The 23,340-nt window shown below is 63.4% G+C and carries 21 protein-coding genes and 1 pseudogene; 6 read left to right on the top strand and 16 right to left on the bottom strand.

Translation table 11 applies throughout. The annotated features are described in order from the left end of the window. The 5 genes from V7E26_RS20405 to V7E26_RS20385 form a co-directional block, all read right to left on the bottom strand. A partial coding sequence (locus tag V7E26_RS20405) for a hypothetical protein (protein ID WP_442893440.1) occupies nt 1–244 on the bottom strand: 244 nt, incomplete at its 3' end. A 120-nt stretch (nt 245–364) separates the two neighbouring features. Further along, nucleotides 365–616, bottom strand: coding sequence for an exodeoxyribonuclease VII small subunit (locus V7E26_RS20400; RefSeq protein WP_324419531.1), 252 nt, complete (start codon nt 614–616; stop codon nt 365–367). A gap of 61 nt (nt 617–677) precedes the next feature. Continuing rightward, complete coding sequence (locus V7E26_RS20395; RefSeq protein WP_324419529.1) at nt 678–1,604, bottom strand: histone deacetylase family protein; 927 nt, start codon at nt 1,602–1,604, stop codon at nt 678–680. A 268-nt stretch (nt 1,605–1,872) separates the two neighbouring features. Further along, nucleotides 1,873–3,537, bottom strand: coding sequence for a bifunctional metallophosphatase/5'-nucleotidase (locus V7E26_RS20390; protein WP_324419527.1), 1,665 nt, complete (start codon nt 3,535–3,537; stop codon nt 1,873–1,875). 53 nt (nt 3,538–3,590) lie between these two features. Beyond that, nucleotides 3,591–4,355, bottom strand: a complete 765-nt coding sequence (locus V7E26_RS20385) for an enoyl-CoA hydratase-related protein (protein ID WP_324419525.1) — start codon at nt 4,353–4,355, stop codon at nt 3,591–3,593. A 110-nt stretch (nt 4,356–4,465) separates the two neighbouring features. Between V7E26_RS20385 and V7E26_RS20380 the strand changes: the two genes are divergently transcribed. Together V7E26_RS20380 and V7E26_RS20375 are read left to right on the top strand one after the other, a co-directional pair. Continuing rightward, nucleotides 4,466–5,407: a ring-cleaving dioxygenase gene (locus V7E26_RS20380; protein ID WP_324419523.1), complete on the top strand. Its 942-nt coding sequence runs from the start codon at nt 4,466–4,468 to the stop codon at nt 5,405–5,407. A 332-nt stretch (nt 5,408–5,739) separates the two neighbouring features. After that, nucleotides 5,740–6,138, top strand: coding sequence for a hypothetical protein (locus tag V7E26_RS20375; RefSeq protein ID WP_324419521.1), 399 nt, complete (start codon nt 5,740–5,742; stop codon nt 6,136–6,138). Nucleotides 6,139–6,316: 178 nt separating this feature from the next. Here V7E26_RS20375 and V7E26_RS20370 read toward each other — a convergent pair whose 3' ends face one another. Next, the gene (locus V7E26_RS20370) at nt 6,317–6,778 is read right to left on the bottom strand and encodes a hypothetical protein (RefSeq protein WP_324419519.1); all 462 of its coding nucleotides are present in this window, start codon (nt 6,776–6,778) and stop codon (nt 6,317–6,319) included. Between the two features lie 180 nt (nt 6,779–6,958). On the opposite strand from V7E26_RS20370, the gene V7E26_RS20365 reads away from it, so the two are divergent. Further along, a complete protein-coding gene (locus V7E26_RS20365; protein ID WP_324419517.1) occupies nt 6,959–7,804 on the top strand; it encodes an Npun_R2479 family HD domain-containing metalloprotein in 846 nt (281 codons plus the stop codon). Nucleotides 7,805–8,165: 361 nt separating this feature from the next. Continuing rightward, nucleotides 8,166–9,956: a tetratricopeptide repeat protein gene (locus V7E26_RS20360; protein WP_324419515.1), complete on the top strand. Its 1,791-nt coding sequence runs from the start codon at nt 8,166–8,168 to the stop codon at nt 9,954–9,956. A gap of 240 nt (nt 9,957–10,196) precedes the next feature. On the opposite strand, the gene V7E26_RS20355 is transcribed toward V7E26_RS20360, so the two are convergent. The 7 genes from V7E26_RS20355 to V7E26_RS20325 all read right to left on the bottom strand — a co-directional run bounded on the left by V7E26_RS20355 (nt 10,197) and on the right by V7E26_RS20325 (nt 18,023). Continuing rightward, nucleotides 10,197–11,882, bottom strand: a complete 1,686-nt coding sequence (locus tag V7E26_RS20355) for a cytochrome b5 domain-containing protein (protein ID WP_324419513.1) — start codon at nt 11,880–11,882, stop codon at nt 10,197–10,199. 927 nt (nt 11,883–12,809) lie between these two features. After that, a complete protein-coding gene (locus tag V7E26_RS20350) occupies nt 12,810–13,472 on the bottom strand; it encodes an ABC transporter ATP-binding protein (protein WP_324419511.1) in 663 nt (220 codons plus the stop codon). Nucleotides 13,473–13,477: 5 nt separating this feature from the next. Next, nucleotides 13,478–14,221, bottom strand: a complete 744-nt coding sequence (locus tag V7E26_RS20345) for an ABC transporter ATP-binding protein (RefSeq protein ID WP_324419509.1) — start codon at nt 14,219–14,221, stop codon at nt 13,478–13,480. Further along, nucleotides 14,221–15,168 (bottom strand): branched-chain amino acid ABC transporter permease, encoded by a 948-nt coding sequence (locus tag V7E26_RS20340; protein ID WP_324419507.1) that lies wholly within the window; start codon nt 15,166–15,168, stop codon nt 14,221–14,223. Before V7E26_RS20340 ends, V7E26_RS20345 begins: the two co-directional genes overlap by 1 nt. Beyond that, nucleotides 15,168–16,067: a branched-chain amino acid ABC transporter permease gene (locus tag V7E26_RS20335; protein ID WP_324419504.1), complete on the bottom strand. Its 900-nt coding sequence runs from the start codon at nt 16,065–16,067 to the stop codon at nt 15,168–15,170. Before V7E26_RS20335 ends, V7E26_RS20340 begins: the two co-directional genes overlap by 1 nt. Nucleotides 16,068–16,128: 61 nt before the next feature. After that, complete coding sequence (locus tag V7E26_RS20330) at nt 16,129–17,430, bottom strand: ABC transporter substrate-binding protein (protein WP_324419502.1); 1,302 nt, start codon at nt 17,428–17,430, stop codon at nt 16,129–16,131. Nucleotides 17,431–17,807: 377 nt separating this feature from the next. Then, on the bottom strand, nt 17,808–18,023 hold the full coding sequence (locus V7E26_RS20325) for a hypothetical protein (protein WP_324419500.1): 216 nt from the start codon (nt 18,021–18,023) through the stop codon (nt 17,808–17,810). A 714-nt stretch (nt 18,024–18,737) separates the two neighbouring features. On the opposite strand from V7E26_RS20325, the gene V7E26_RS20320 reads away from it, so the two are divergent. Both V7E26_RS20320 and V7E26_RS20315 read left to right on the top strand, forming a co-directional pair. Then, on the top strand, nt 18,738–19,880 hold the full coding sequence (locus V7E26_RS20320; protein WP_324419498.1) for a hypothetical protein: 1,143 nt from the start codon (nt 18,738–18,740) through the stop codon (nt 19,878–19,880). Between the two features lie 77 nt (nt 19,881–19,957). Further along, nucleotides 19,958–20,167 (top strand): annotated as a pseudogene (locus V7E26_RS20315) (GcrA family cell cycle regulator); the annotation flags it as partial. On the opposite strand, the gene V7E26_RS20310 reads toward V7E26_RS20315, so the two are convergent. From V7E26_RS20310 to V7E26_RS20300, 3 genes are all read right to left on the bottom strand, one after another. Continuing rightward, nucleotides 20,110–20,232, bottom strand: coding sequence for a hypothetical protein (locus V7E26_RS20310; RefSeq protein ID WP_324419533.1), 123 nt, complete (start codon nt 20,230–20,232; stop codon nt 20,110–20,112). The pseudogene V7E26_RS20315 and the gene V7E26_RS20310 sit on opposite strands and share 58 nt — an antisense overlap. Before the next feature lie 191 nt (nt 20,233–20,423). After that, complete coding sequence (locus V7E26_RS20305) at nt 20,424–21,722, bottom strand: hypothetical protein (protein ID WP_324419496.1); 1,299 nt, start codon at nt 21,720–21,722, stop codon at nt 20,424–20,426. 305 nt (nt 21,723–22,027) lie between these two features. After that, nucleotides 22,028–23,340: acyl-CoA dehydrogenase (locus tag V7E26_RS20300; protein WP_324419494.1), on the bottom strand; the 1,313-nt coding region annotated here is incomplete at its 5' end.

Here is a 23,340-nt window from a genome sequence, read left to right as displayed (position 1 = left end):
GGATGAAATCCTCGAAGCGCAGGAAGTCGTAGGAGGTGCGGGTCTGCCAGTCCTCGGCCCTGGTCTCGATGCCCCAGGACGCGATCTCGTCGTCGGAGGCGACCTTGGGCCGGCTGATGGTGGTCTGGACCTGGTAAAGCCGGCTGAACTTGCGCAGCTCGGTCCGGAACATGCGGTAATATTGCGCCAGCCCGCGCGGATCGTAGCCCTGGATATAGATGATATGGCGGTGCTGGACGCGCACGAACTGTCCCCGGATGATGGCCGACTATAACAGGCTGGGCAGGGGGCCTAGAACTAAATAGGCGGCGATATCGACCGGCTATTTGGCGTTTTGGGGAAGGCGGGGGACGATTCGCCCCGATCACTGCACGTCGAGCGGCTCGGTCCCGGTCGCGTTGCCGCTGGCATCGGTGGTGATCTTGTCGACGCGGGCTTCGGCCTGGCGCAGCAGTTCCTCGCAGCGGCGCTTCAGCGCCTCGCCACGCTCGTAGATCGCGACCGATTCCTCGAGCGGCACCTTGCCGCCCTCGAGCCGGGTCACAATGGATTCAAGCTCCTCCATCGCGCGCTCGAAGGTGAGCTTTTTGACGTCCACTTGGGTGTTTTCGGCCATATCGGGTTCCCGGATGCGCCCCCGGTCGAGAGCAGAGCAAGGTTTGCGCCGGACGCGACTTCTACGCGCCCATCAGCGTGGTGACATGGGCTGCAACCGATTCCTTCAGCCCCTGAAGGTCGTAGCCGCCCTCCAGCACCGAGACAACCCGTCCGCCCGCGCTGGTCTCGGCCACATCCATCAGCTTGCGGGTGACCCAGCCGAAATCCTCCGCTTTCAGGTTCAGCGAGGCGAGCGGATCGCGGTAATGCGCGTCGAATCCGGCGGAGATGATGACCAGTTCCGGCGAGAATTTCTGCAATTGCGGCAGGATCAAATTTTCGAACGCCGCGCGGAACTTGGCGCTGCCGTCCTCGGACGCCAGCGGCGCATTGACGATGGTGTCGTGCTCGCCGCGCTCGCCGATGGCGCCGGTGCCGGGAAACAGCGGCATCTGGTGCGTCGAGCAGTACATCACGGTCGGATCGTGCCAGAAGATATCCTGCGTGCCGTTGCCGTGATGGACGTCGAAATCGACGATGGCGGCGCGGCCGATGCCGTATTTGCGCTGCGCGTGACGGGCGGCGATCGCGACATTGTCGAAGAAGCAGAAGCCCATCGGCTTCGACACTTCCGCGTGGTGACCGGGCGGACGCACCGCGACGAAGGCATTTTGGTGGGCGCCGGACATCACCGCATCGGTCGCCGCAACCGCGCCGCCGACGCCGCGCATCACGGCTTCCCAGGTGCCCGGCGACATCGAGGTGTCGCCGTCGATATAGATCATCCCGCTCTGGGGGGCGATGTGGCGGAGCTCGCCGACATAATGCTCGCCATGGCAGAGCGTGACGGAATCGAGGCTGCCTTCCGGCGCCTCGCCGCGCACCAGCGGCTTGAAGCGTTCCTCGCCAAGCACCTCGGCCACCGCGCGCAGCCGGTCGGGACGTTCAGGGTGCCCCGGCGGCGTGACATGGTCGAGGCAGGCGGTATGGGTCAGAAGCAGCGTCATGCGAAATCCTGGCGTAAAGGCGTGCGCCGGCGAGGCCGCTAATCTAGGCGGTTAGGGGCCGCTCGGAAAGGCCCGACGCGTGGCTAGGAACAGACAAGCCTTTTCTTCCGGTTTCCGTGTCCCGGACGCGGTGCAGCGTCTCTTGACGATGCACCGCAGAGCCGGGACCCACAATGGCAACACGTGGACCCCGGATCAGCAGCGCATCACGGCGCCAGTGCGCCGCGCTGCGCAGCATCCGGGGAACGTCGTCCAGCGCGCGCCGCGTCTAATTGATCCTGACAATGCGATCCGCCGTGGTCGGGCCGATCGGGCTGTTGGCCTTGAAATAGGCGTCAAGCGCGTCGCTGTCGTAGACGCCGATCAGCGGCGATGTTCCCTGGGTCAGGACCGTGAAACCGTCGCCGCCGACGGACAGGAAGTTGTTGACGGTGACGCGGTAGCTCGCGGCGGGATCGATGGTCTGCCCGTTCAGCGACATTCGCTCAGGCAGCACGCGCTCGCCTTCGCCTTTCGAGCCGTCCCACGCGTAGGAAAATCCCCGCGACACCTGCAATATCCGCGGCCGCTTCGGATCGAGCCATTGCTGCTCCAGCATGTCCTTGATCTGCCGGCCGGTCAGCGTCAGCGTCACGAGCTGGTTGCGGAACGGCTGGCTGGCGAACAGGTCGGCATAGGTGACCGCGCCGTCCTCCTTGCGCGTGATGTCGGTGCGAATGCCGCCGGGATTGGTGAAGGCGACGACGGCGCCTCCCTTGTCCGCGGCGCTGGTCATGGCGAGCTGCGCATCGGCGATGATGTCGCCGAGCGGGCTTTCGCCGGTCGTATTCGGCACCCGCGACAGCGTTGCGCTCACCGATCCCGCCGGGCGGTTGGCGATCGGTGCGGCGACCCGGTCATAGGCGTCCAGCAGCGCGGTCTGTTGCGGGTCCTTTGCCAGCGTCGCGGTGCGGACAATATTGTTGCTCGCCCTGGCGCTGACGATGTCGCGGGTGGCGGGATCGAGCTTGAGGTCGATAGTGGTGACCAGCGTGCCGTATTTGTCGCCTGAGGTGACGAGCTTTCCGTCGATCTCGCAGACATAGGCGCGATGGGTGTGGCCGGAGACCACGACGTCGACCGCCTTGTCGAATTTTTTGACGATGTCGACGATCGGCCCGGAGATGCCGGGGCATTCGTTGTAGTCCCCGGTCGGCAATCCGCCCTCATGGATCAGGACCACGATGGCCTCGACGCCGCGCGCCTTCAATTCCGGGATCAGCGCGTTGACGGTCTCGGCCTCGTCGCGGAATTCGAGGCCGGCGATGCCGACCGGCGAAACCAGCCCCGGCGTGCCCTTCAAGGTCAGGCCGATGAAGGCGACCGGGATGCCCTCAAACTCCCTGATCTCATACGCGGGCAAGATCGTCTTGCCAGTGGCCTTCTCGAAGGTGCTGGCGGCGAGATAGCGAAACTTCGCGCCGGTGAACGGCTGCGGGCCCCGGCACTGGTCGACTGCATGGCAGCCGCCGTTCTGCATCCGCAACAGTTCGTCCTTGCCCTCGTCGAATTCGTGGTTGCCGACGGCGGAAATATTCAGGCCCATCATCGACATCGATTCGATCGTCGGCTCGTCGTGGAACAGCGCCGACAGGAACGGGCTGGCGCCGATCAGGTCGCCGGCCGCGACGAAGATCGTGTTGCTGTGTCCCTCGCGAAGCTCGCGCACCAGGGTTGCCATATGCTCGGCGCCGCCGGCGGCGACCGTGATCCTTTTGGTCTTGTCCTCGGGATCGGCGATCGTGATCCCGCCCGGGGGCGGACGAAGGTAGCCGTGAAAATCATTGATCGCGAGCAGGCGCAGGTCGACCGGCGCCGGCGTTTGCGCGCGGGTTGGTGCGGCGAGCGCGAGCATGATCGATAGTGCGAGGAGAGGACGGGATGGAAGTTTCATGACCTTGATATTTCCGCGTCATTGGGAGCCGTTGGCTCGCAATGACGGCGGGACTACCCCTTCTTGCGATCGAAGAACGCCTTGAACGCCGTCACCGCTTCCCTGGAGCGCAACCGTTCGCCGAACAGATGGCCTTCCTGGTCGATCCGGCGGGTCATGTCCTCCGGCGGCGGCCTCAGCAGCTTGCGCGTGATCGCGACCGCTTCCGCCGGCAACGCGCAAATCTCGCGCGCCACCTTGCGCGCCTCGGCCTCGGTATGGCCGGGCGCCACCACCACGTTGACGAAGCCGGCCTCGCGCGCCTCGTCGGCGGAAAACTTGCGGCCCATCACCAGCATGGAGAAGGCGCGCTGGTAGCCCATGGTGCGCGGCATCAGCAGGCTGGAGGCGCCTTCGGGCACCAGCCCGAGATTGATGAAGGGCGTGGAAAACGTCGCGGTCGTGCTGGCCAGCACATAGTCGCAATGGAACAGCATGGTGGTGCCGATGCCGATCGCGACGCCGTCGACGGCGGCGATGATCGGCTTGACGTTGTGCGCCAGCGAATAGAGCAGCTTTACGGCGTTGGAGGCGCCGCGCGGCGTGTCGGTGGCCGAAGTGCTCTCTTTGAGAAAATCCTCGAGATCGTTGCCGGCGGTGAACACGCCGGAGCCGCCTGTGATGATGATGCAGCGGATATTGGGGTTGTTCTGCGCCGTGTCGATCGCATCGCTCACGCCGCGATACATGTCCTGGGTGAATGCGTTCTTTTTCTCGGGGCGCCGCAGCTTGATCACGCGCGTCGCGTCTTCGTCGGATACAATGAGATGCCCGGGCATGAACCTGTTCCTGGAACGCCGGCGGCAACTGTGCCGCTGGTGAATCATCCGGCCACATCCTACATGATCCGGCAAGGGGCCAAACCGTCCCGGTACAGAAGGTTAATGCAATGCAGCTGGGCGGAATTCATCATCTGACCGCGATCTCCGCGAAGCCGCGGGAGAATCTGGCTTTTTACACCGGCCTGCTCGGCATGCGGCTGGTCAAGAAGACGGTTAACCAGGACGACGTCAGCGCCTATCACCTGTTCTATGCCGACGGCAAAGCCCGTCCCGGCACCGATCTCACCTTCTTCGATTTCCCGGCCGCGCCGGAGCGGCGCGGAACCAATGCGATCTCGCGCACCGGGTTGCGCGTCAACGGCGGGAAGACCCTCGGCTACTGGCGGGATCGCCTGCGAGAGGCCGGCGTGGCTATCAGCGATGTCGTCGAGGTCGACGGCCGCCTGACGCTGCCGTTCGAGGACGGCGAGGGGCAGCGGCTGGTGCTGATCGACGATGGCGGGCGGGGCACCGCCTCGCCCTGGGAGCGCAGTCCGGTGCCGCCTGAGCACCAGATCCGCGGGCTCGGCCCGATCGTGCTGACCGTGCAGGAGCTGTCGCGCACCGCCTTCGTGCTGACCGACGTGATGAACATGCGCCGCGCGCGCGAGTACGCCGCCCATGGCGCGCAGATCCACGTTTTCGAGATGGGCGAGGGCGGTCCTGCCGCCGAACTCCATGTGATCGAGGACAGGAATTCACCCGTCGCGCGGCAGGGCGCCGGCGGCGTGCACCATGTCGCCTTCCGCACGCCCGACGAGACGCAGTATCACGCCTGGACGCAGCACCTGAACGAGCTTCGCGTGCCCAACAGCGGAGAGATCGACCGCTTCTATTTCCGCAGTCTCTATTTCCGCGAGCCCAACGGCATCCTGTTCGAGATCGCCACCGACGGCCCGGGCTTTGCGACGGACGAGCCGATGGAGAGTCTTGGCGAGAAGTTGGCGCTGCCGCCATTCCTCGAGCCGTGCCGCGCAGCGATCGAGGCCGGGCTGAAGCCGATCGAATGAATCAGCAGGATGGGAAGCTCGCAGCGAAACCCATCACTGTTCTACGCCATTGTCGATGGGTATCGCTTCGCTCCGCCCATCCTACATGCTCGATTCCTCCCCGGCATGCCCGGATGTTGCGGTGAGAGGTGCGGACGACACCGAATGCCCGCAGAACTCATTGACCTAGATCAACGAGAGACACGCCAACTCGTCGCAGGCCATGCGAGGGCAATACGAAAGGCCCTTTGCGGTGCTGCTCTTGCCCGCCTCGAAGAGACCGATCAAGCTACAATTCCGCGTCCGATCGGACAGCCTCCGTTGGGATATTGGCCATTTAACAGGAGCGTTTCATGAGAACCTTCAATCCGTTGGTGCTGCTGATACTTCTCGTTATGCAATCGGCCTCGACGCAGGCTGCGGATTTGAACGGAGCCTGGTCGATCGATGCCTCGGCCTGCGGTCAGATGTTTACCAGGAAGAATGACAAGCTTGCGTTCAAGCAAGATGCTGATCTCCACGCGGGCGGTTTGATCGTCCAGGGAAGGCAAATTACGGGTTCATTTCAAAAATGCACTGTCAAATCGTTGCATGACGACGGGCCGAATGTGCGGGTGATTGCGTCGTGCTCGGACGGTGTCGCGATTTCAGACGTGGCATTCGACGTGAAAATCTCCGATGAAAACAAGATCACACTCAGCTCCAAGGGGCCGGTGCCCATGGAAATGCCGTATGTTCGCTGCTCGATGTGATGTCGGCCGCGCGGCTTGAAGAAGCGTCGATGGATGATCCGGCCACGAGCGTCCAGGCCGCAGCCCGGATGAGCGAAGGTCGTAGCCCGGATGAGCGTAGCGATATCCGGGGCTCAGCCTCCGCAATGCCCGCATGTCGCTGCGCTCATGCGGGCTACGCGCTGAAATCTTATTTGCGCTACGGCTTCTTGTTCCAGGCCAATAGCCCAAGCACCGCTGCCACCGCCGTCCACAAATCACTGATCACCTTGCGTCCATATGTGAACTCCGGAAGAGGATTGGGCATGTTCTGCCAATGGTGGTAGAGGCCGAGATAGCCGTACCATTCGGCAATCCACGCGAGCGGCAACGAAAGTGTCCAGCCGACAAAGAACATGAAGCGCCATCTGTCGTTGGCTGCCTCGGTCATTTCCATCGACGAGAACACCCATTGCGAAGTAAATCGATACCACGCCGATAGTACGACCAGCGCAAGTCCAACAATGACGAATAAAACCAGCAGCAATATCATGTCGATCCTCCGGTGGCCGATGGATTCGAGGATGCTGTCAATGCCCAGCCGGTTCACCCGGCGCTGCAATCGGCAAAGTAATGCCGCAGCCATCGGTTGTACATGAGGCGTGTCGGACAAATATCGCATGTCGCTGCGCTCTTGCGGGCTACGCGCTCGCTTCCGGGTCGCCAGCGGGCTTCAGCCCTTGGTCGTTCCATGTCCGCTCAGATCAGAAGCCGACATCGGCCGTGGCAGGGGCATCGAGAAGCGGTCTCGTGACGGCGGGCGCGAACTGGAATATCATCACTCAATCCGGGGGAGGCGACCATGTTCAATCCCACACAGATTGTCATCCAGGCATTTATCGAAGAGCTTCGAGCGGCGTACGTTCAAAGCTACGGCGTCCTGGAGCCGGCCTATCCGGATATCATTGCTTTCGTGGGGCGCCTGGCCTTGGAGAACATCGCCGACAGCGATGCGGCCTACCACGATATGAACCACACCATCATGGTGACGCTTGTCGGCCAGGAGATTTTGCGCGGGAAGCACACCAAGGAGGGCGGCGTTACGCCGCGCGATTGGCTGCACTTTGTCATTTCGCTTCTTTGTCACGACATCGGCTATGTACGGGGGGTATGCCGGGGCGACCAGGACGGGAAATATGTCTGCAACGAAAAAGGCGACCTGGTGGATATCCCGCCGGGGGCGACCGATGCGTCGATGACTCCCTATCATGTGACGCGATCGAAACTCTTTGTCAGTGAGCGCTTCGGGAAAGCGAGCCTGACACACATCGATACGCTCGAAATCCAGGCCAATATCGAGCACACGAGATTTCCGGTACCTGAACACGAACAGCACGCCAGTACCGCTGATTATCCCGGCCTGCTCAGAGCGGCGGACTTGATCGGACAATTGGCCGACATCAACTATCTGCGGAAGACCTCGGCATTGTTCGCGGAATTTCGCGAAACCGGCGTTGGCGAGAAACTCGGCTATAAGAGTTCTGACGATCTACGTGCAGCGTACCCGCTGTTCTTCTGGAAGGCGGTCCGTCCCTATATCGGCGATGCGCTGAGGTATCTGCGGGTCACGCAGGAAGGAAAGCAGTGGATCGCCAATCTTTACGCCCATGTGTTTTCAGAAGAGCATCGCGGAGCGCTCGGGGCCTAGCAGACCAGGGGCCACAAGCCAACGTCAGCCGAGATCCGCATTTGTGCAACCGCAATTAGCTATTCCGCCATTCGCTCGGCGCTACACCCGACCAGCGTTGAAACGCGTCACCCGCGGCACTCAAATCCCCATAGCGCCTGCCGCACCCTCTTACGTTCCCTTAAGCGCGGTTTCCTCCCTTGGAGGCTTTCGGACGCCGGCCCCCCGGTGTGCGCGGCACCACCTTCATGGGGCCAGCATCCGAAACCCTTTACAATTACGGACTTTAGCCCGGCTGCTGGAACGGCTGAAGCAGTGCTATACGAACCTCGGGATTTCTCAGCCGATCCGTCGTACAGTATCTGTGGGTGGACTGCGAGCCATGGTGCAGGAACCGCGAGGTCGGGTCGAGCGCAGGTTGTCGGCGATATTGGCCGCCGACGTCGCGGGCTATTCGCGGCTGATGCACAGTGACGAAGAGGCTACGCACGCCAAACTGACAGCGCTCTTAGCGGACGCCGTCGAGCCCGCGATTGCGGAACACGGCGGACGCATCGTGAAGAACACCGGCGACGGGTGCTTGGCGGAGTTTTCGAGCGCGGTCGAAGCGGTTCGAGCTGCTTTGCAGTTCCAGACCCGCGTCAAGGAACTTACCATCGGTGATGTGGAAGACACGCGTATTGCTTTCCGCGTGGGTGTCAATATTGGCGACGTAATCGTCGAGCCTCATGACATCTTCGGAGACGGCGTCAACATTGCGGCGCGGCTTGAGGGCATCGCCGAACCGGGCGGCATCTGCATCTCGTCTTCTGCCTACGATCAAGTCCGAGGCAAGGTCGGGGTTGAGTTCGCCGATCTGGGCGAGCAGAACCTCAAGAATATTGCTCGTCCGGTCCGAGCCTATGCCGTGGCCCGAGAGGGACTTAGCCCGGTGACAAAGGTCGGTAGCACGATGCCAAGCTCGCTTTCAGCGCCGCGTCTGTCCATGGTGGTGCTGCCGTTTGCGAATATTGGTGGCGATCCCGAGCAAGACTATTTCGTTGACGGCGTGACCGAGAGCCTGACCACAGACTTGTCGCGCATCAATGGCTCATTCGTGATTGGCCGACACACCGCATTTACGTTCAAAGGCAAAGCGGTTGATCTCAAGCGGATCGGACGCGAGTTAAACGTCCGCTACGTACTGGAGGGCTCGGTGCAGCGTGGTGGCAACCGGCTTCGCGTGAATGTTCAGCTGATCGACGCCGAGACTGGCAAACACCTGTGGGCCGAACGGTTCGATAAGCCAGTCGCTGATCTATTCGATATGCAGGACGAAATCGTATCGAGGCTCGCTAACACGCTAAATACTCAACTTGTTGAAGCTGAGGCGCGGCGGGCGGAGCGTTCGCTGCATCCCGATGCGATGGATTTGATTTTCCAGGGCATGGCTTGCTTAAACAAGGGAAGGACTTCCGAGTATCTTGCGCAATCGCGCAGCTTTTTTGAACCCGCCTTGGCGCTCGATCCCAAAAATGTCGAAGCGCTGGTCGGATTGGCAGTTGTTGATGCGGCAGCTGTTGGCATGGCTTTGACCGTTGAGCGGGCCGCGCGTCTCGCAGCGGCTGAGACGGCCTTGATCAAGGCTCTGTCCCTGGCCCCCCAGCACGCACGCGCCCACTGGCTTCTAGGAAACATCAAAATGTTCACAAACCGCGCGGCCCAAGGCATAGCTGAATGCGAGCAGGCATTGGCGCTGGATCGAAACCTAGCTAATGCGCACGCCTACATCGGTCGCGCCAAGTATCTTCTCGGTCGCGGCGAGGAGACTGAGGCCCATGTCCAAGAGGCACTCCGCCTCAGTCCTCGTGATACGGAGGCTTTTGTTTGGATGATTTTCGCGGGCTTCGCCAAGCTGCAGCTCGGCGCCGACCAGGAGGCGGTCGCACGGTTCCGTCGCTCGGTCGAGATCAACCAAAATCATCCACGCGCGCATATCTATCTTGCCACCGCGCTAGCGCACCTCGGTCAGCTTGATGAGGCGCGATCCTCGGCCCAAGCAGGGCTTGCGCTCGACCCGACTTTCACCATCTCCCGCTTCCGCGCCAACGTGCCGAGTGACAATCCGACTTACCTCGCTGGACGCGAGCGCTTCTATGAGGGCATGCGCGTGGCCGGGGTGCCAGAGGGGTGATGTCGGATATGGGTCAACGGACTAAACCGCTCGCGCGGTAGGGCATCGAGGCTGGCGACACAGCCAAAACGATAGCGCAACGGGGCGCCCTGTCTTGAGATGAGGGGTTCGCAACCTCCACCAAGACAGGAGCATCCCCATGACCGACGAGGCAAAGAGCCCGTTGCGCCGGCGCATGATCGAAGACATGACGACCCGCAGGCTCGCGCCGAAGACCCAACATGACTACGTGCAAAAGAATCAAGAACTTCGCTGCGTTCCTTGGTCGACGAGGTCGCCGATGCAGAAATGAGCCATGTGCGCGACAGCTTCGGCACTGTGGTAGTCGCCGAATTCCGCAGTGGCTTCCTTGCCGGCGTACATTCGGGCGATTCCAGCGCCGCCGGGGTGATGGGGCGCCCACTCGGAGATGTCGTAGACTTTTCCCGAGATGATGACCCAGCAGTCGTCCCGGGTGTTGTGCCGGGCGACCTCTTCGCGCGTGACGCGGCGTGTACCGCCGGCAGGAGACGCCGGCTTCCACAGCGCGCCGGTAACCGTGGCGTAGTTGGCCTTGGCGGCCCGGCGGAAGTCCCACGGCCCCAATCGCTTGTAAGGCAATTCGGCGCCGATATTGCGGGCGTCGTACGCGTAGATCCAGGAGTCGTCCTCGCCGCCGCGCTTGTCGTGGGCAAAGGCCGGGCTCACTCGCTCGTCGAGTTTCTCAAGCAGCGCCTTCTGCTCGGCGGTGTCCTTGGCGCGCAAGTGATCGAAGGCGAACTTGGAGCCAAGTTGGAAGCGGGTGGCGCGGTAATGCCGCACGCGCTCGTAATGCAGCAGCGCCGTCGCCACATCGCGCTTGTGCAGGGCGAAGGCACTGGCGAGCGCGGCGGCGTCCTCGAAGGACTGGGCGGCACCCTGCCCAAAGGTGGGAAGCATCGGGTGCGCCGCGTCCCCAAGCAGACAGATACAACCTTGCACCCAGGTTTCGAGCGCATCACGATCGTACAGGCCCCACTTGGTCGGACGAACGATCGCTCCCGCCAGAGCGAGCAGATCTTCGCGACTGGAACTCCCCTCGAAGGCCTCGCCGACCTCGCGAAGGATCTCCTCCTGACTGACCGGAAACCAATCGCCCTCCTCCTGCTCGAATGCGGCAGAGTAGGGCTCATAGCGGGCGATCCACACATTCAACAGCTCGCCGCCGCGCACCCAATATGTCGTCGCACCGCTCCTGTCGTTCCGGTGGCGATCCATGCTGAAGGAATCGATGGGATTATTGTCCAGCGGGCTGCCGTCAGCCTTGCGGAGCGAGGCGACCGCCGTCCGCGGAATGAGTCCACGAAAGCAGGTCACCTCGGTCCAGCGCTTGGGACGCGGATTCGGCCACGCCAGCCTCAACGTGGCAGAGTTGATCCCGTCGGCACCGACGAGAACATCTCCGGTGGCGGTTCGACCGTTTGAAAATGTCGCCGTCGCCTCGCCGGCGGTCTGACGCAACTGCGTCAGCCTGCAGTCCATATGCACGGTGATCGGGCACGGCGCCCCGCTGTCGGGGCCGAACTCGAGCACTCGCTTGTACAGGCACATCAACAGGTCCAGCCTGTGCATGTGGTGAAATCCGGCGCCGTCGCCCGCGGCGGTGACATGATCGAACGGCCTCTTCGTCATGCTCCCATCGGTGTTGAACTGCCGCGTCGATTCCAGGATTGCCGCCCGGCCACCGTCGATCGCTCCATCGGGGCCCCGGGGATCCCCGCCATCGAGGTCGACGCCCAGCAAGCGGCTTATCCGCGCCCCGTTGGGTGGGATGTTCAACCCGGCGCCTGCGGTGCTGGGCACCTTCGTTTGCTCGTAGACATCGACCGATGCGAAGACGCCGGATTGTCGCAGCGCCAACGCCGTCATCAACCCGCCCATCCCCGCACCGACGATCACGGCCCGCATCCCATTATCCTTCCGAAGTAAGCGACGCGTCGATTTCCTGCCTCGCGGCGAGAGTATGGTGGATGTCGCCTGAACAGGTGAGCGAGACTAGCCGTGAGCGCACCAGCGATAAAGCGGCTTCTCGGGTAAACAGGGCATGCGCGCGCCGCACAATTTATCAGGAAGGACCAGATCTCGGCTCACGCAAGTCATTTTGCCAAGAGCAATACAACAATCATCAAGATGCCAAGCGTCGGCAAGTCTCGCTGGTGTGGTAACCGCCCGGAATCGCATTGCGCGAAAAAACTAATTTCGTCAGCGAAATCAAACTGATTTGTACCGTCCAGCCCGTCCCGAAAAAACAATTCCCTTCGCGATTACCCCAAATCAGAACTAAAACTGTCGCCGTCTCGTCCCTCACGAGGGGCGTATCGCGATCGTCACGGACGCGGGGCGGGATGTGGTGGACGCGGCAGCGTCGGGCGCGAAACGTGATCGCAGGGTGAGTTGAACCTCATGAGCGGGCACGGCGCGCAAGACATCCGGCGCTGAAGCGTACGGCAAAACCGTGTGGTCCTGACACCCGTGGCTGGTGCCAAGCTGCCGGTGGCTTGTTCGATCCAACCGGATCGGTTGAGTCATCAAGCCGGCAGCGACGGAGGCCAGAAAGAATTCGGCTCCGGGGAGAGCACGGCATAAGCCGTCAAACCATTGCGCAGGGAATGCCGGCGTGCCTCGGCTGTACCTGTATGCTCGTGTGCGCATTTCTACGCACTTATTGCACACGAGACCGCGGGTGCAGCAAGCACCCGGCATTCCCTGCTCCCTCCGTGGAGGGGCAAGCTTCATGGAAACCTCGGGCGCATCGCGCCGCGAGAAGGAGAGGTCATGTCTGCGAGCGCCGACGCCAGCATGTTCGTCGAGTGCCACGCCAATCGCGTCGGCGGCTCAGTTGCTCGCGCGCGTTTCGATCTCGCCGCGCTCGATCGTCAGCGTCACGTCGGCGAACGTCTCCAGCAGTTTTGGATTGGACTCGGTGATCAGGAGCGTGATGTCCTTGTCCTGCGAGCGCAGGCGGCGCAGCGCTTCGGCGTAGCGTTGCGCCAGCACGGGCGCGAGGCCCTGGAACGGTTCGTCGAGAATGAGCAGGCGCGTCCCGAGCATGAGGGCGCGGCCCAGCGCGACCATCTTGCCCTGTCCGCCGGAGACCGATCCGGCCGGGCGATTGGCGAGTTCCTTCAACTCCGGCAGCACGGAATAGGCGCGCTCCAGCCTGCGCCTTGTCTCGTCAGGACCGAGCTTCGCCACGCGGCCGGGCAGCAGGATGTTCTCCTCCACGGTGAACGCGGAGAACAGGCGGCGGTCTTCCGGCGCATAGCCAAGGCCGAGCGCCGGCCGGCGGTGCGGCGGGATCGGCCCGAGGTCCTCGCCGCCGAGCCGCACGGTGCCGTCGGCCTCCGTGAAGCCCATGATGGTACGTACGGTCGTGGTCTTGCCGGCGCCGTTTCGCCCGATCAGCGCGGCGCTGGCGCCCGGCTTCAGGGCGAAAGTGACATTGCGCAGCACCGGCGCGCCGGCGATCGCCACGTTGATGTTCTCGAAACTCAGCATCGGTGTCATATGCCGATCACCTGTTCACGGACCTTCGGGTCGGCCAGCACTTCCGCCGGCGTGCCGACCTTCTGGATCTTGCCCATGTTCCACACCGCGACGCGGTTCGCGTAACGCTCCACCATGTCCATGTCGTGCTCGACAAAGACCGAGGTCACCTTCTCCTTTGCAAGCGCCGTGGTGAGGATGTCCATGATGCCGAGCTTCTCGGATGAGGCGACGCCGGAGGTCGGCTCGTCCATCAGCAAGAGCTTGGGCTTGAGAGCGAGAGCGAGGGCGATGTCGACCAGCTTGCGCTGTCCTTCGGGCAGTTCGCGTGCCTTTCGCTCGGCGTAGGATTTGACGCCGACGAGGTCGAGCAGCCGCTCCATTTCGGATGCTTCCGGCAGGTCCGACAGCGCGGTGAACCCGGACGGGCGGCCCTTCAGCGAGGCGGCCGCGATCAGCATGTTCTCGATCACGGTCTGGTCGAGAAACAGTTGCGGAATCTGGAAGGCGCGGGCGATGCCGAGCTTGGTGATGGTGCGCGGCAGGTGTGCGGTGATGTCGTGGCCGAGAAAGGTCACGGTGCCGGCCTGCGGCCGGAGGTAGCCGGTCGAGATGTTGAGGAAGGTGGTCTTGCCGGCGCCGTTCGGCCCGATGATGGCGAGGTTCTCGCCCTCATAGACGTCGAGGTCGATGCCGTCGGCGGCGATGACGCCGCCGAAGCGGATCTTGATGTCCTTGGCTGACAGCAGGACGTTGGCCATCAGTGACCTCCCTGCTTCGATCGCTGCCGCAGCCCGATCAGGCCGCTCGGCGCATAGAGGATGATGACGATCAGCACGACGCCGAGGATGAGCTGCCATGAATCCGCAAGGTGGGCGGCGGCATAGAAGCGGACGGCCTCGAACACGGCAGCACCCGCAAAGGCGCCGAAGGCATGGGCGCCGCCGCCGAGGATCGCGATGAACACGAACTCGCCGGACTTGGTCCAGAAGCCGAACTCGGGGGTTGCGATCTGCTGGATGATGGCGACCAGCGTGCCGCCGATGCCGCCGAGGAAGGCTGATATCACGTACCCGATCAGCAGCACGTGGCGGGCCGATGTGCCCAGATATTCCAGCCGGGTCTCGTTGGCCTTGATGGCCCGCAGCATGTGGCCGAGCGGGCTCTCGAGATAGCGCTGCACGCCATAGAACGCCGCGATCGCCACCACGAGGCTGACATAGAGGATGACGTATTGAAAAGTTTCCGGCGTGAACGACATCCCGAGCAGGCTCGGGCGCGCGACGCGAATGCCGTCGGCGCCGTTGGTGTAGTGGAACATCTTCTCCAGCAGCGACCACAGCACCATCGAGAAGGCGAGGTTGAGCATGCCGAAGAAGATTTCCCGGTAGCGCACCACGAACATGCCGACGATCAGTCCGAAGATGGTGGACGATATGCCGCCGAGCACGAGGTAGAGCAGGATGTCCCCGCCACCCATGTACTTGCCCCAGAACGCGGCGCTGTAGGCGCCGATCGCAAAGAACATCGCGTGTCCGAACGATACCTGTCCGGCCTGCAGCAAGAGGACGATGCCGAGCACGACGACGCCCTTGGCGAGGATCAGCGCGAACAGCGTGGCCCAGCTCGACACGAACAGCGGCGCGATCGCGCAGAGGAGAAAGAACAGGACGGCGACTGCCGTGATCGGCTTGAGACGGCCCGCCATCAGATTTTCCTCACTTGGGTGCCGCCGAACAGGCCGAACGGCCGCACCAGCAGCACCAGCACCATCAGGAGATAGGGCACCAGAACCTCGAACTCCGGATGGATGTAGATGATGAATGCGCGCGTCAGGCCGATCATGAGCGCGGTGAGGGCGGTGCCTTCGATCTGCCCGAGGCCGGCGGTCGCGGCGACCGCAAAGGACAGCACGATCATGTCGGCGCCCATGCCCGGCACCAGCGATGTGGTCGGCGACGCCAGCGCGCCGCCGAGTGCCGCAAAGCTCGCGCCGATGACGAAGGTGACGAAGTAGACCCGCTTGGCGTCGATGCCGATCGCCGTCGACACTTCGCGATCCTCGGTGACCGCCAGGATCACGGCGCCTGCAAGGGTGCGGCGCAGGAAGTAGCGCAGGCCGAACAGCGTCGCCAGCGCCACGCATGGCAGCAGGATCACCTGGTAGGACGTATAGTTCACGCCGAACACGGAGATGTTGGGCAACAGCTTCAACGGCTCGGCTGCGAAAATCGGCTGAACGCCCCAGAGCAGCCGCTGCAGATTGTCCATGATCATGAAGGCGGCAAACGTGATCAGGAGCTGCAGCACGTCGTCCCGTCCGTAGAGCGGTCGCAGCAGGAAGCGCTCGATGAACCCGCCGCACACGACGCCGATGACGATGGAGGCCGCGATCAGCGCGGGATAGGTCAGCCAGGGCGACAGCGGCGCAATCGCGAGGCTGAATGTCGCCGCCAGGTAGGCGCCAAAGGCATAGAGCGATCCGTGCGCCACGTTGACGACGCGCAGCACGCCGAAGATCAGGCTGAGCCCGACGGAAACCAGGAACACCAGCGCGGCGTAGCTGATCCCGTCGAGGATAGCCAGGATGGCAAGGGTAGAATTCATGGCAAGCCTTCAAGGGGAGGGCCGTCCTCCGGAAGAGGTCCGGAGGACGGAGATCGCGGCGTTATTGCTTGAAGGTCGGCACGTCCATCTTGACGAATTCCGGCTTGAGCGTCTTCAGCCAGTCGACCGAACGCACGCCCGCCGGGTTGGTGATCACCTTCGGATCGAAGATCATCATGTTGTCGAGCACCTTGAAGTCGTAGCCCGGCACAGACTTGGTGACGCCGACAAGCTGCGCTTCCAGGCCCTGGTTGTCTTCCGGCCGCAGCGTGACCGGCCGGCCGAAGCCGGTGGCGAACTCGATGCCGGCGGCTGCATCGACGACCTGCTCGCGGGTCGGCCAGTTGCCGCCGTTCGCCTTGATCGCCTTGTCGTAGGCGGTCTGCAGCGCCGAGAAGGCCTGGGACATGTGATAGACCGGATAGATCGGCCAGGCGCCGGTCTTGGCCTTGAACGCCTCGTTGAAGGCCTTGAAGGCGGCATCGTTCTTCTTCTCGGGATGCAGGAACCAGTGATCGCCGCGCGCGCCGACGATCAGTCCTTCCGGCAGGTCCTTGCCCAGCCGCTGGATCGAGGATTCACCGATCCCCAGCACGAAGGTCGATTGCTGCAACAGGCCGCGCTGACCGGCCTGGCGAACCAGCGTGTCGAGATCGCCGCCCCAGCTCGTGGTCAGGACGACGTCGGGCCGCAATGCGAGCAGACGGGAAATCTCGGTGGAATAGTCGGGCGCGCCGAATTTCGGGAACAGTTCGGCGACCACCTGAACGTCCGGCTTCATGGCCTTCAGCGCGGTCGAGAAGATTTCCCAGCTCTCACGGCCCCAGGCATAGTCCTGATTGACCACCGCGATCGTCTTGAAGTCCGGCTTCACCTTGAGGAGATAGACGAGAACGGCGAGCATCTCCGGGGTGCCGTTGGCCTGGGTGCGGAAATTGTAGCGGTACTTCTTGGTCTCGAGGATCGAGGCCGCGCCGCAGTCCCACATGAAGTTCATGACCTTGAGGTCTTCGGCGACCGGGACCAGCTGGTTGCAGCTGCCCGAGGAGATCGAGGCGAAGGTGGCGTCGACCTTTTCGTCCTGCACCATGCGCCGGTAGTTCGAGACCAGCGCCTCGCCGCCGGCGCCCTCGTCGACAAAGGATACCTTGACCGGCACGCCGCCGATGCCGCCCTTCTTGTTGATGTCCTCCGCGATCATTTCAGCGGCCGCCTTGGCGGGCACGCCGAACACGGAGGCCGGTCCGGACAGGAACGTCGTGATGCCGACCTTGATTTCGGCGGGCTTGCCCTGTGCGAGGACCGATCCCGCCAACATCAATGTCGCGGCCCCGGCCGCAAACGTAGTCTTCAAAAATCGCATTGAAACTCCTCCCTAAGCTTGCTTTTCTGATTTTGAACGAGGCCTGGCCGGCCATCGTGTGTTCGTTGGTTGGGCAACACTAGTGGATTATCCCGGCATGACCTCCCCTTGCCGCCGACTGCGGCCAATGCATGAAAACATGGCTCCTCTCGTATCAGCGCGCCGCCATGGAATGACGCAGGCAATCTTTCCGAACCAGGGCATCCTGCCGCAGGTCCGCCACGGCCTGCCTCAGGCTATGGGCCAAAGTCACGCGGCGCAATGGGGCCAAACGGCGCTGAGCATCCGCCTTCGACCGGTGAACCGGCGGAAGGGTTCGGCGGAGAGCTGGCGTTGATGTTTATTCCGGCGCTCTACCGATCCCGCGCGCTACGTGATCACGCCTCGTTCTTCGGCGTGTATTTGCCGAGGACGCATTTGTAGCCCTTCAATCGCCAGGCGTGGTACGGGCCCTTGGAGAGCCAGTCGGCGATTCCGATTTGCGCGTTGACAGCGCAGGCGCCCATCGTGATGCCGGACTGGTCACTGGTGGTCACGATCTTTTCAAGGCAGAGCTGGCTGTTGCAGAGAACGGCGATCAGGGTAACGAGCATGGCAACCTTCGTTGTTGAATATCCGGCTCGCTGACGCCATGCAGGGTTCGTGCCAGCAGGGTGCGCGTCCGGCCCTCATGGAATCGGCCCGTAAATTTACGCACTTCAAGCCGCGCCGTTTTCGGCGCGGGGCATTCCTGTCGAACGCTCAAGGAAACAATTGCGGTGAAAGTAGAATTCCGCCGTGCACGATTCGCAAAGCGTAGAACTACGGCCCCTGCGGCGGATTGGTCGCAACTGTCATCACGCCGCAACAGTGGTGGATGGCGCCTATCGATTCGCAGTGACGCTTGCCGCGGCTTCGCAAATCATCGGACGGATTGCGTTCTCCACAGCATTCCGGACTCAATCCTGACATCGCGCCGTGTTTGCCTCGCGCAACGTGCGAAGTGGTTCCGTTTGACAATCTGAATGCGGCATTCGTGCAACAACCATCGTCCTAAATGTCGGAAGGCGCATCGTTAGGCAGCGGCGGCGCGCGTGTGCGGATATAATCGCGGGTCATTGATTTGAGTAGGAGTCTTCGATGTCGAAGTTTGCAATTGGCACGCAAGCCGGGCACCTCGGTGAGGGCCGCCGTTCGGCGCCGGCTGTTGCCGCGCTTCGGGCCATCAACGAAAGCTCCGTGTATGTTGTCGAGGCTGACGGTCACGGCACGCGTCTGCGGTTCACCGGAGCGAGTTTGACTTTCACACTGGCGAGACGGAGGCGGGCATGAGCCGCCGCCCCATTACGCATGCGCTCTCCACGGCCGAGTTGAGAGACGACGGGGATGCCGTGCGCCGTCGACTGCTCGACGATCTGGCTGTTGCTGCAAACCGCACGCCGAGATTGGTGACGACACCTGTGGAAGAGGTGGGCGTCCCGTCATCCGGCGAGACGCCGACGCCGGCTGCAAAGCGCGGCCGCGCGAGTTCTGCGCCGAGCCGCACCAGGACCGCCAAGAGCAAGGCAGCCAGGACGAGCAAGGCCAAGGAAACGACACCGGCAGCGGATGTCGGGGCTGCCGAGCTCGGAGGCGAGGCGGGGGTACCCACCGTACAGATCGAGCCGCCGCCGGATTTCGCCGCACCCACCGTGTCGGAGGCCGTTGCTCCCGTGCCCGTTCCGCCACGGCGCGAACGCACCAGCCGCGGCTTTGCCATTGTCGCGGCGCTCGCGCTGGCGACGGTGGCGGCCTATTTCTCGGTTGCCGGCATGGCCGAGATATTTCCCGGCGATCCGGTCGCGGTGATGGTGCTCGCCGGCACGATGGAAGCCGGCAAGCTCGTGATCGCCGGGTGGCTGGCGGCGAACTGGCGCCAGACCAGCTGGAAATTGCGTTCCGTGATGGTCGTCCTCGTCGCCGGCCTTGCGCTGATCAACGCCGCCGGCGTGTTCGGCAAGCTGGTCGAGGCGCATGTCGGCGCGGCGGCCACGGCGCGCTCGGGCGTCACCGAGCGCATTGAATCGCTCGATGCCCGCATGGTGGCGCAAACGGCAGTGGTGGCCGATCTCACCGGCCGCATCGCGCAGATCGACCGTGCGATCGATGAATCGACACGACGCGGCCGGGTGACGCGAGCCCTCAACATCGCGACGCAGGAGCGCGCGACGCGGGATGGCCTGGATACGCAGCGGCAGGCGGCTACCGCAACGCTGGTCGGATTGCAGTCCGACCGCGCGGCGCTGACCGGCGAGCGCTCGCGTATCGAAGCATCTACGGGTCCGATCCAGTATCTCGCGATGATGGTCGGCGCCGCGCCCGAGGCTGCCGTGCGCTGGCTGATACTGCTGATGGTGCTGTGCTGCGATCCCGCAGCGATCGCGCTGACGGTCGCTGCGTCCAGTTCGCGGGGGAGAGATAGCGAGCGATGATGATCGCGTTAACGAAGCGATGAAGAGACGGATGGTGCATCGTCAGCAATGACTCGCTTCTTGCCGACATCAGGCGTATGATTGTTCCCATGAGTTGGGATGCGAACGACGTAGCACTGCTCAAGAGACTCTGGGCCGACGGCCACAGTGCAGGACAAATTGCAAGCCGGCTTGGCCTTAGCCGCAACGCAGTCAGCGCCAAGCTGAAGCGCCTGGGCCACAAGCGCGGTCACAAGCCGCCGACAGCGAGCCCGAAGATCGTCTCAGTGCCGACGCGAAAGCCGAAGCGGATGGCGGCCTGCGCCATGTCCGTGGACACCGTGGTGTCGAAGCCCAGGGTGGCGAGGTCCAACGTGTCCAAGTCCAGGATGGCGAAGTCCAAGGCGACCGTGAAGCCGGCCCGGGAATTCAGCAAGCACGAGCTACTCGCCATGCTGGCTGATGCGGTCCGCAACACGGGCTGACCGGACGCGGCAAGCCCGGGCACGACGAGATTCTTGAGACTGGATTACGATGTGGCGCGGCAGTGCGCGCCCGATCTCGTTACATGGTCCTCGCTCTTGCGAGCTTGGCCGTCTTCGCCGGCTTGGCGGCAGCGATCCTGGCGGCACGGGTCTTGGCCGCATTACTCTTGGCCATCCTGGTTTTGGCGAGCTTGGCCGCCTTGGCCTGTTTCGACTTGCTATGGTGCGCAGCCTGCCGGCTGGCCTTCCCACGCTTGGCTTCCGCGACCTTGCTGTTCTTCGCTTCTGCTTTTGCCTCTTGCGTCTTCGCGGTGCCGCGGCGGGAGACATATTCCTGGCCGTCGATCGGCGCGACGTGGGGCGGGTCGCGGTCGAGATAGGGACGGCCGATCCCGAAGTCCTTGCCGTTCGCGTCGATCCACTTCCAGAGCTTTTCGGTCGAGACCCATCGCTGCGCGCGGGTGGCGCCCTTGACGCTGACGATGTCGGCCGCAAGCCCGCGGCCGTAGCCGCCGCGCAGGCTGCCGCCATGGTAGGAGCGGTCGCTGGCCGCCTTCAGGCCGCTCGCGATGCCCTGACGATAGTCATCGCGGAACGCGCTGGTGATGCCGGGATACAGCCCGGCCTGCTCGGCGGCTTGAAGGGCGTAAAACAGCTTCAGCTTGAATTTCCGGTCCATGCCGCCGATCACATAGTCCATCATCGACATGCCGACTCTTTCGGCAGCCTTTGGATCCTTCCAGGTGAAGTCCTGATCGACGCGCTTGGTGAAGGTCCTGGTGACGGTTTTCATCCTGCCCTTGCGCTTGATCGTCACCTTGCGCTGCTCGGACACCTTGATCGCGTCGATCTTCGGGGCGCGTTCGTAGAGCGCCCACAGATAGCGGTCGATGCAGATATCCACGACCAGGCATTCTTCGTTGATCTCTAGAGGAGGGATCGCCGGCGTATTGTCGGGCACCGCTTCGGTCGGGCTGACCATCGCCAGCTCGGTGGCCGGTTCCTCTGACGAAAGCGCTTGTGAAGCTGACGAAATCTCGAACAGCGATATCGGCTCGTAGTCGGCAAGCTGCGCCGTCGTTTCGGCGACTTTCTTGATCACGGACTCGGCGGGCGCCGGCGCAATGATCTCACTCGGGTCGGCGCTGGCCACAACGAACTTCTGCGGCGTGTCCGAAGGTGCGGCGCTTGTGACGGGAGAGGGCGCAAAGCGCTTCACTGACGGCACCACGCCGGTCTGCTCGACGGCAGCGCTGACCTGGCGGATAGGAGCTGCGCCCAAGCCTGCGAGCCAGGCAAGAACGCAGCTCGCGAGAGCCGTGCCCGCGAGAGCATTGATGCGGCGCTGCGTCTTCGTCGCCGATCGCCATGGGTCCATGATCCGGCCTCCCCAAGGCTCTGCATGAGCCCGATTGCAAAGCGAAGCACGTGACGAGGCATATTGTTCGCACCGCGAAATAAATGCGCAACGGCCGACGGCCGCGGAGGTGGACTTTTCCCGTCGGTGTTGCCGCGATACAACGCGCCGCAAATGGAACTTAGTGTGCAATTTCGGGACGTTATGTGCGCTACACGACAGACGCACGGGCAGGGGCGGATCAGCGCAAGCGTAATCCGCCGTATGTCTCGCCCGGTGTGCGCAGGTCGGCGGGTTACGCTGTCGCTAACCCGCCTTGCGGATCGTCATCCAAGCAGCACGGCATCCGCGCCGTTCACGGCGTCCGCGGAGTCGGTCACCGTTTTCTCCAGCGAGGCCGCCTGCACGGTGATGTTCTCGGCGAAGAACCGCGCCACCGTCACGTAGCGCTGCGGATCGCCGCCGGTCTCGCCGTTGCCCTTGGCGGCGAGCGCTTCGCCGGCCAGCATGCAGCCGCCGAGCGTCGAGCCGAACAGGCGCAGATACGGCGTCGCGCCGGCGAGCGCGTCGTTCGGCGCCGACGTCACGCGCTCGAGCAGCCATTTGCTGGCGCGCTCCAGCGAGCCGAGCGCGTCGCGCAGCTTGGCGCCGGTGGTGCCGAAGGCGGGATCGTTGGAAGTTTCGACCTGCTTGACGATGCCGTTGAGTTCGTCGAGCAGCGCCCAGACCGAGGCGCCACCGTTGGCGGCAAGCTTGCGCGTCACGAGGTCGATCGCCTGGATGCCGTTGGTCCCTTCGTAGATCGAGGTGATGCGGGCGTCGCGGTAGTGTTGCGCGGCGCCTGTTTCCTCGATGAAGCCCATGCCGCCGTGGATCTGCACGCCGAGATAGGCCACCTCGTTGCCGATGTCGGTGGAGAACGCCTTTGCGATTGGCGTCAGCAGCGCGCCGCGCGCGGCGGCATCGGCCCGCACCTTCGGGTCCTTGGCGCGGACGGCGACGTCGAGCGCTACCGCCGTGGCGTAGCAGATCGAGCGCGCCGCCGCCGTCATGCTGCGCATCTGCAGCAGCATGCGCTTGACGTCGGGATGCACGATGATGGGATCGAGACCGTCGCCCTTCTTGCCGACGGCGCGGCCTTGGCGGCGCTCCTGCGCGAAGGCCAGCGCCTGCTGGTAGGCGCGGTCGGCGATGCCGACGCCCTCGAGGCCGACGCCGAGGCGGGCCTGGTTCATCATCGTGAACATGCAGAGCATGCCCCGGTTTTCCTCGCCGATCAGGTAACCGATCGCGCCGCCCTGATCGCCCATCGTCATGGTGCAGGTGGGGGAGGCGTGCATGCCGAGCTTGTGCTCGACGCCGGAAGGATAGATGTCGTTGCGCGCGCCGAGCGAGCCGTCGGCATTGACCAGGAATTTCGGAATCAGGAACAGCGAAATTCCCTTGGTGCCCGCGGGCGCATCGGGCAGGCGGGCCAGCACGAAATGCACGATGTTATCGGTCATGTCGTGGTCGCCATAGGTGATGAAGATCTTGCTGCCTTTGATGCGGTAGGTGCCGTCGGCAGCGCGTTCGGCGCGGGTACGCAGCGCGCCGACATCGGAGCCGGCCTGCGGCTCGGTGAGCTGCATGGTGCCGG

It is taken from the genome of Bradyrhizobium sp. (assembly GCF_036735945.1).
Lineage (GTDB): Bacteria > Pseudomonadota > Alphaproteobacteria > Rhizobiales > Xanthobacteraceae > Bradyrhizobium.
The sequence above is the reverse complement of the archived record's forward strand: the minus strand, read 5'-3'. Positions and strand labels throughout refer to the sequence as shown.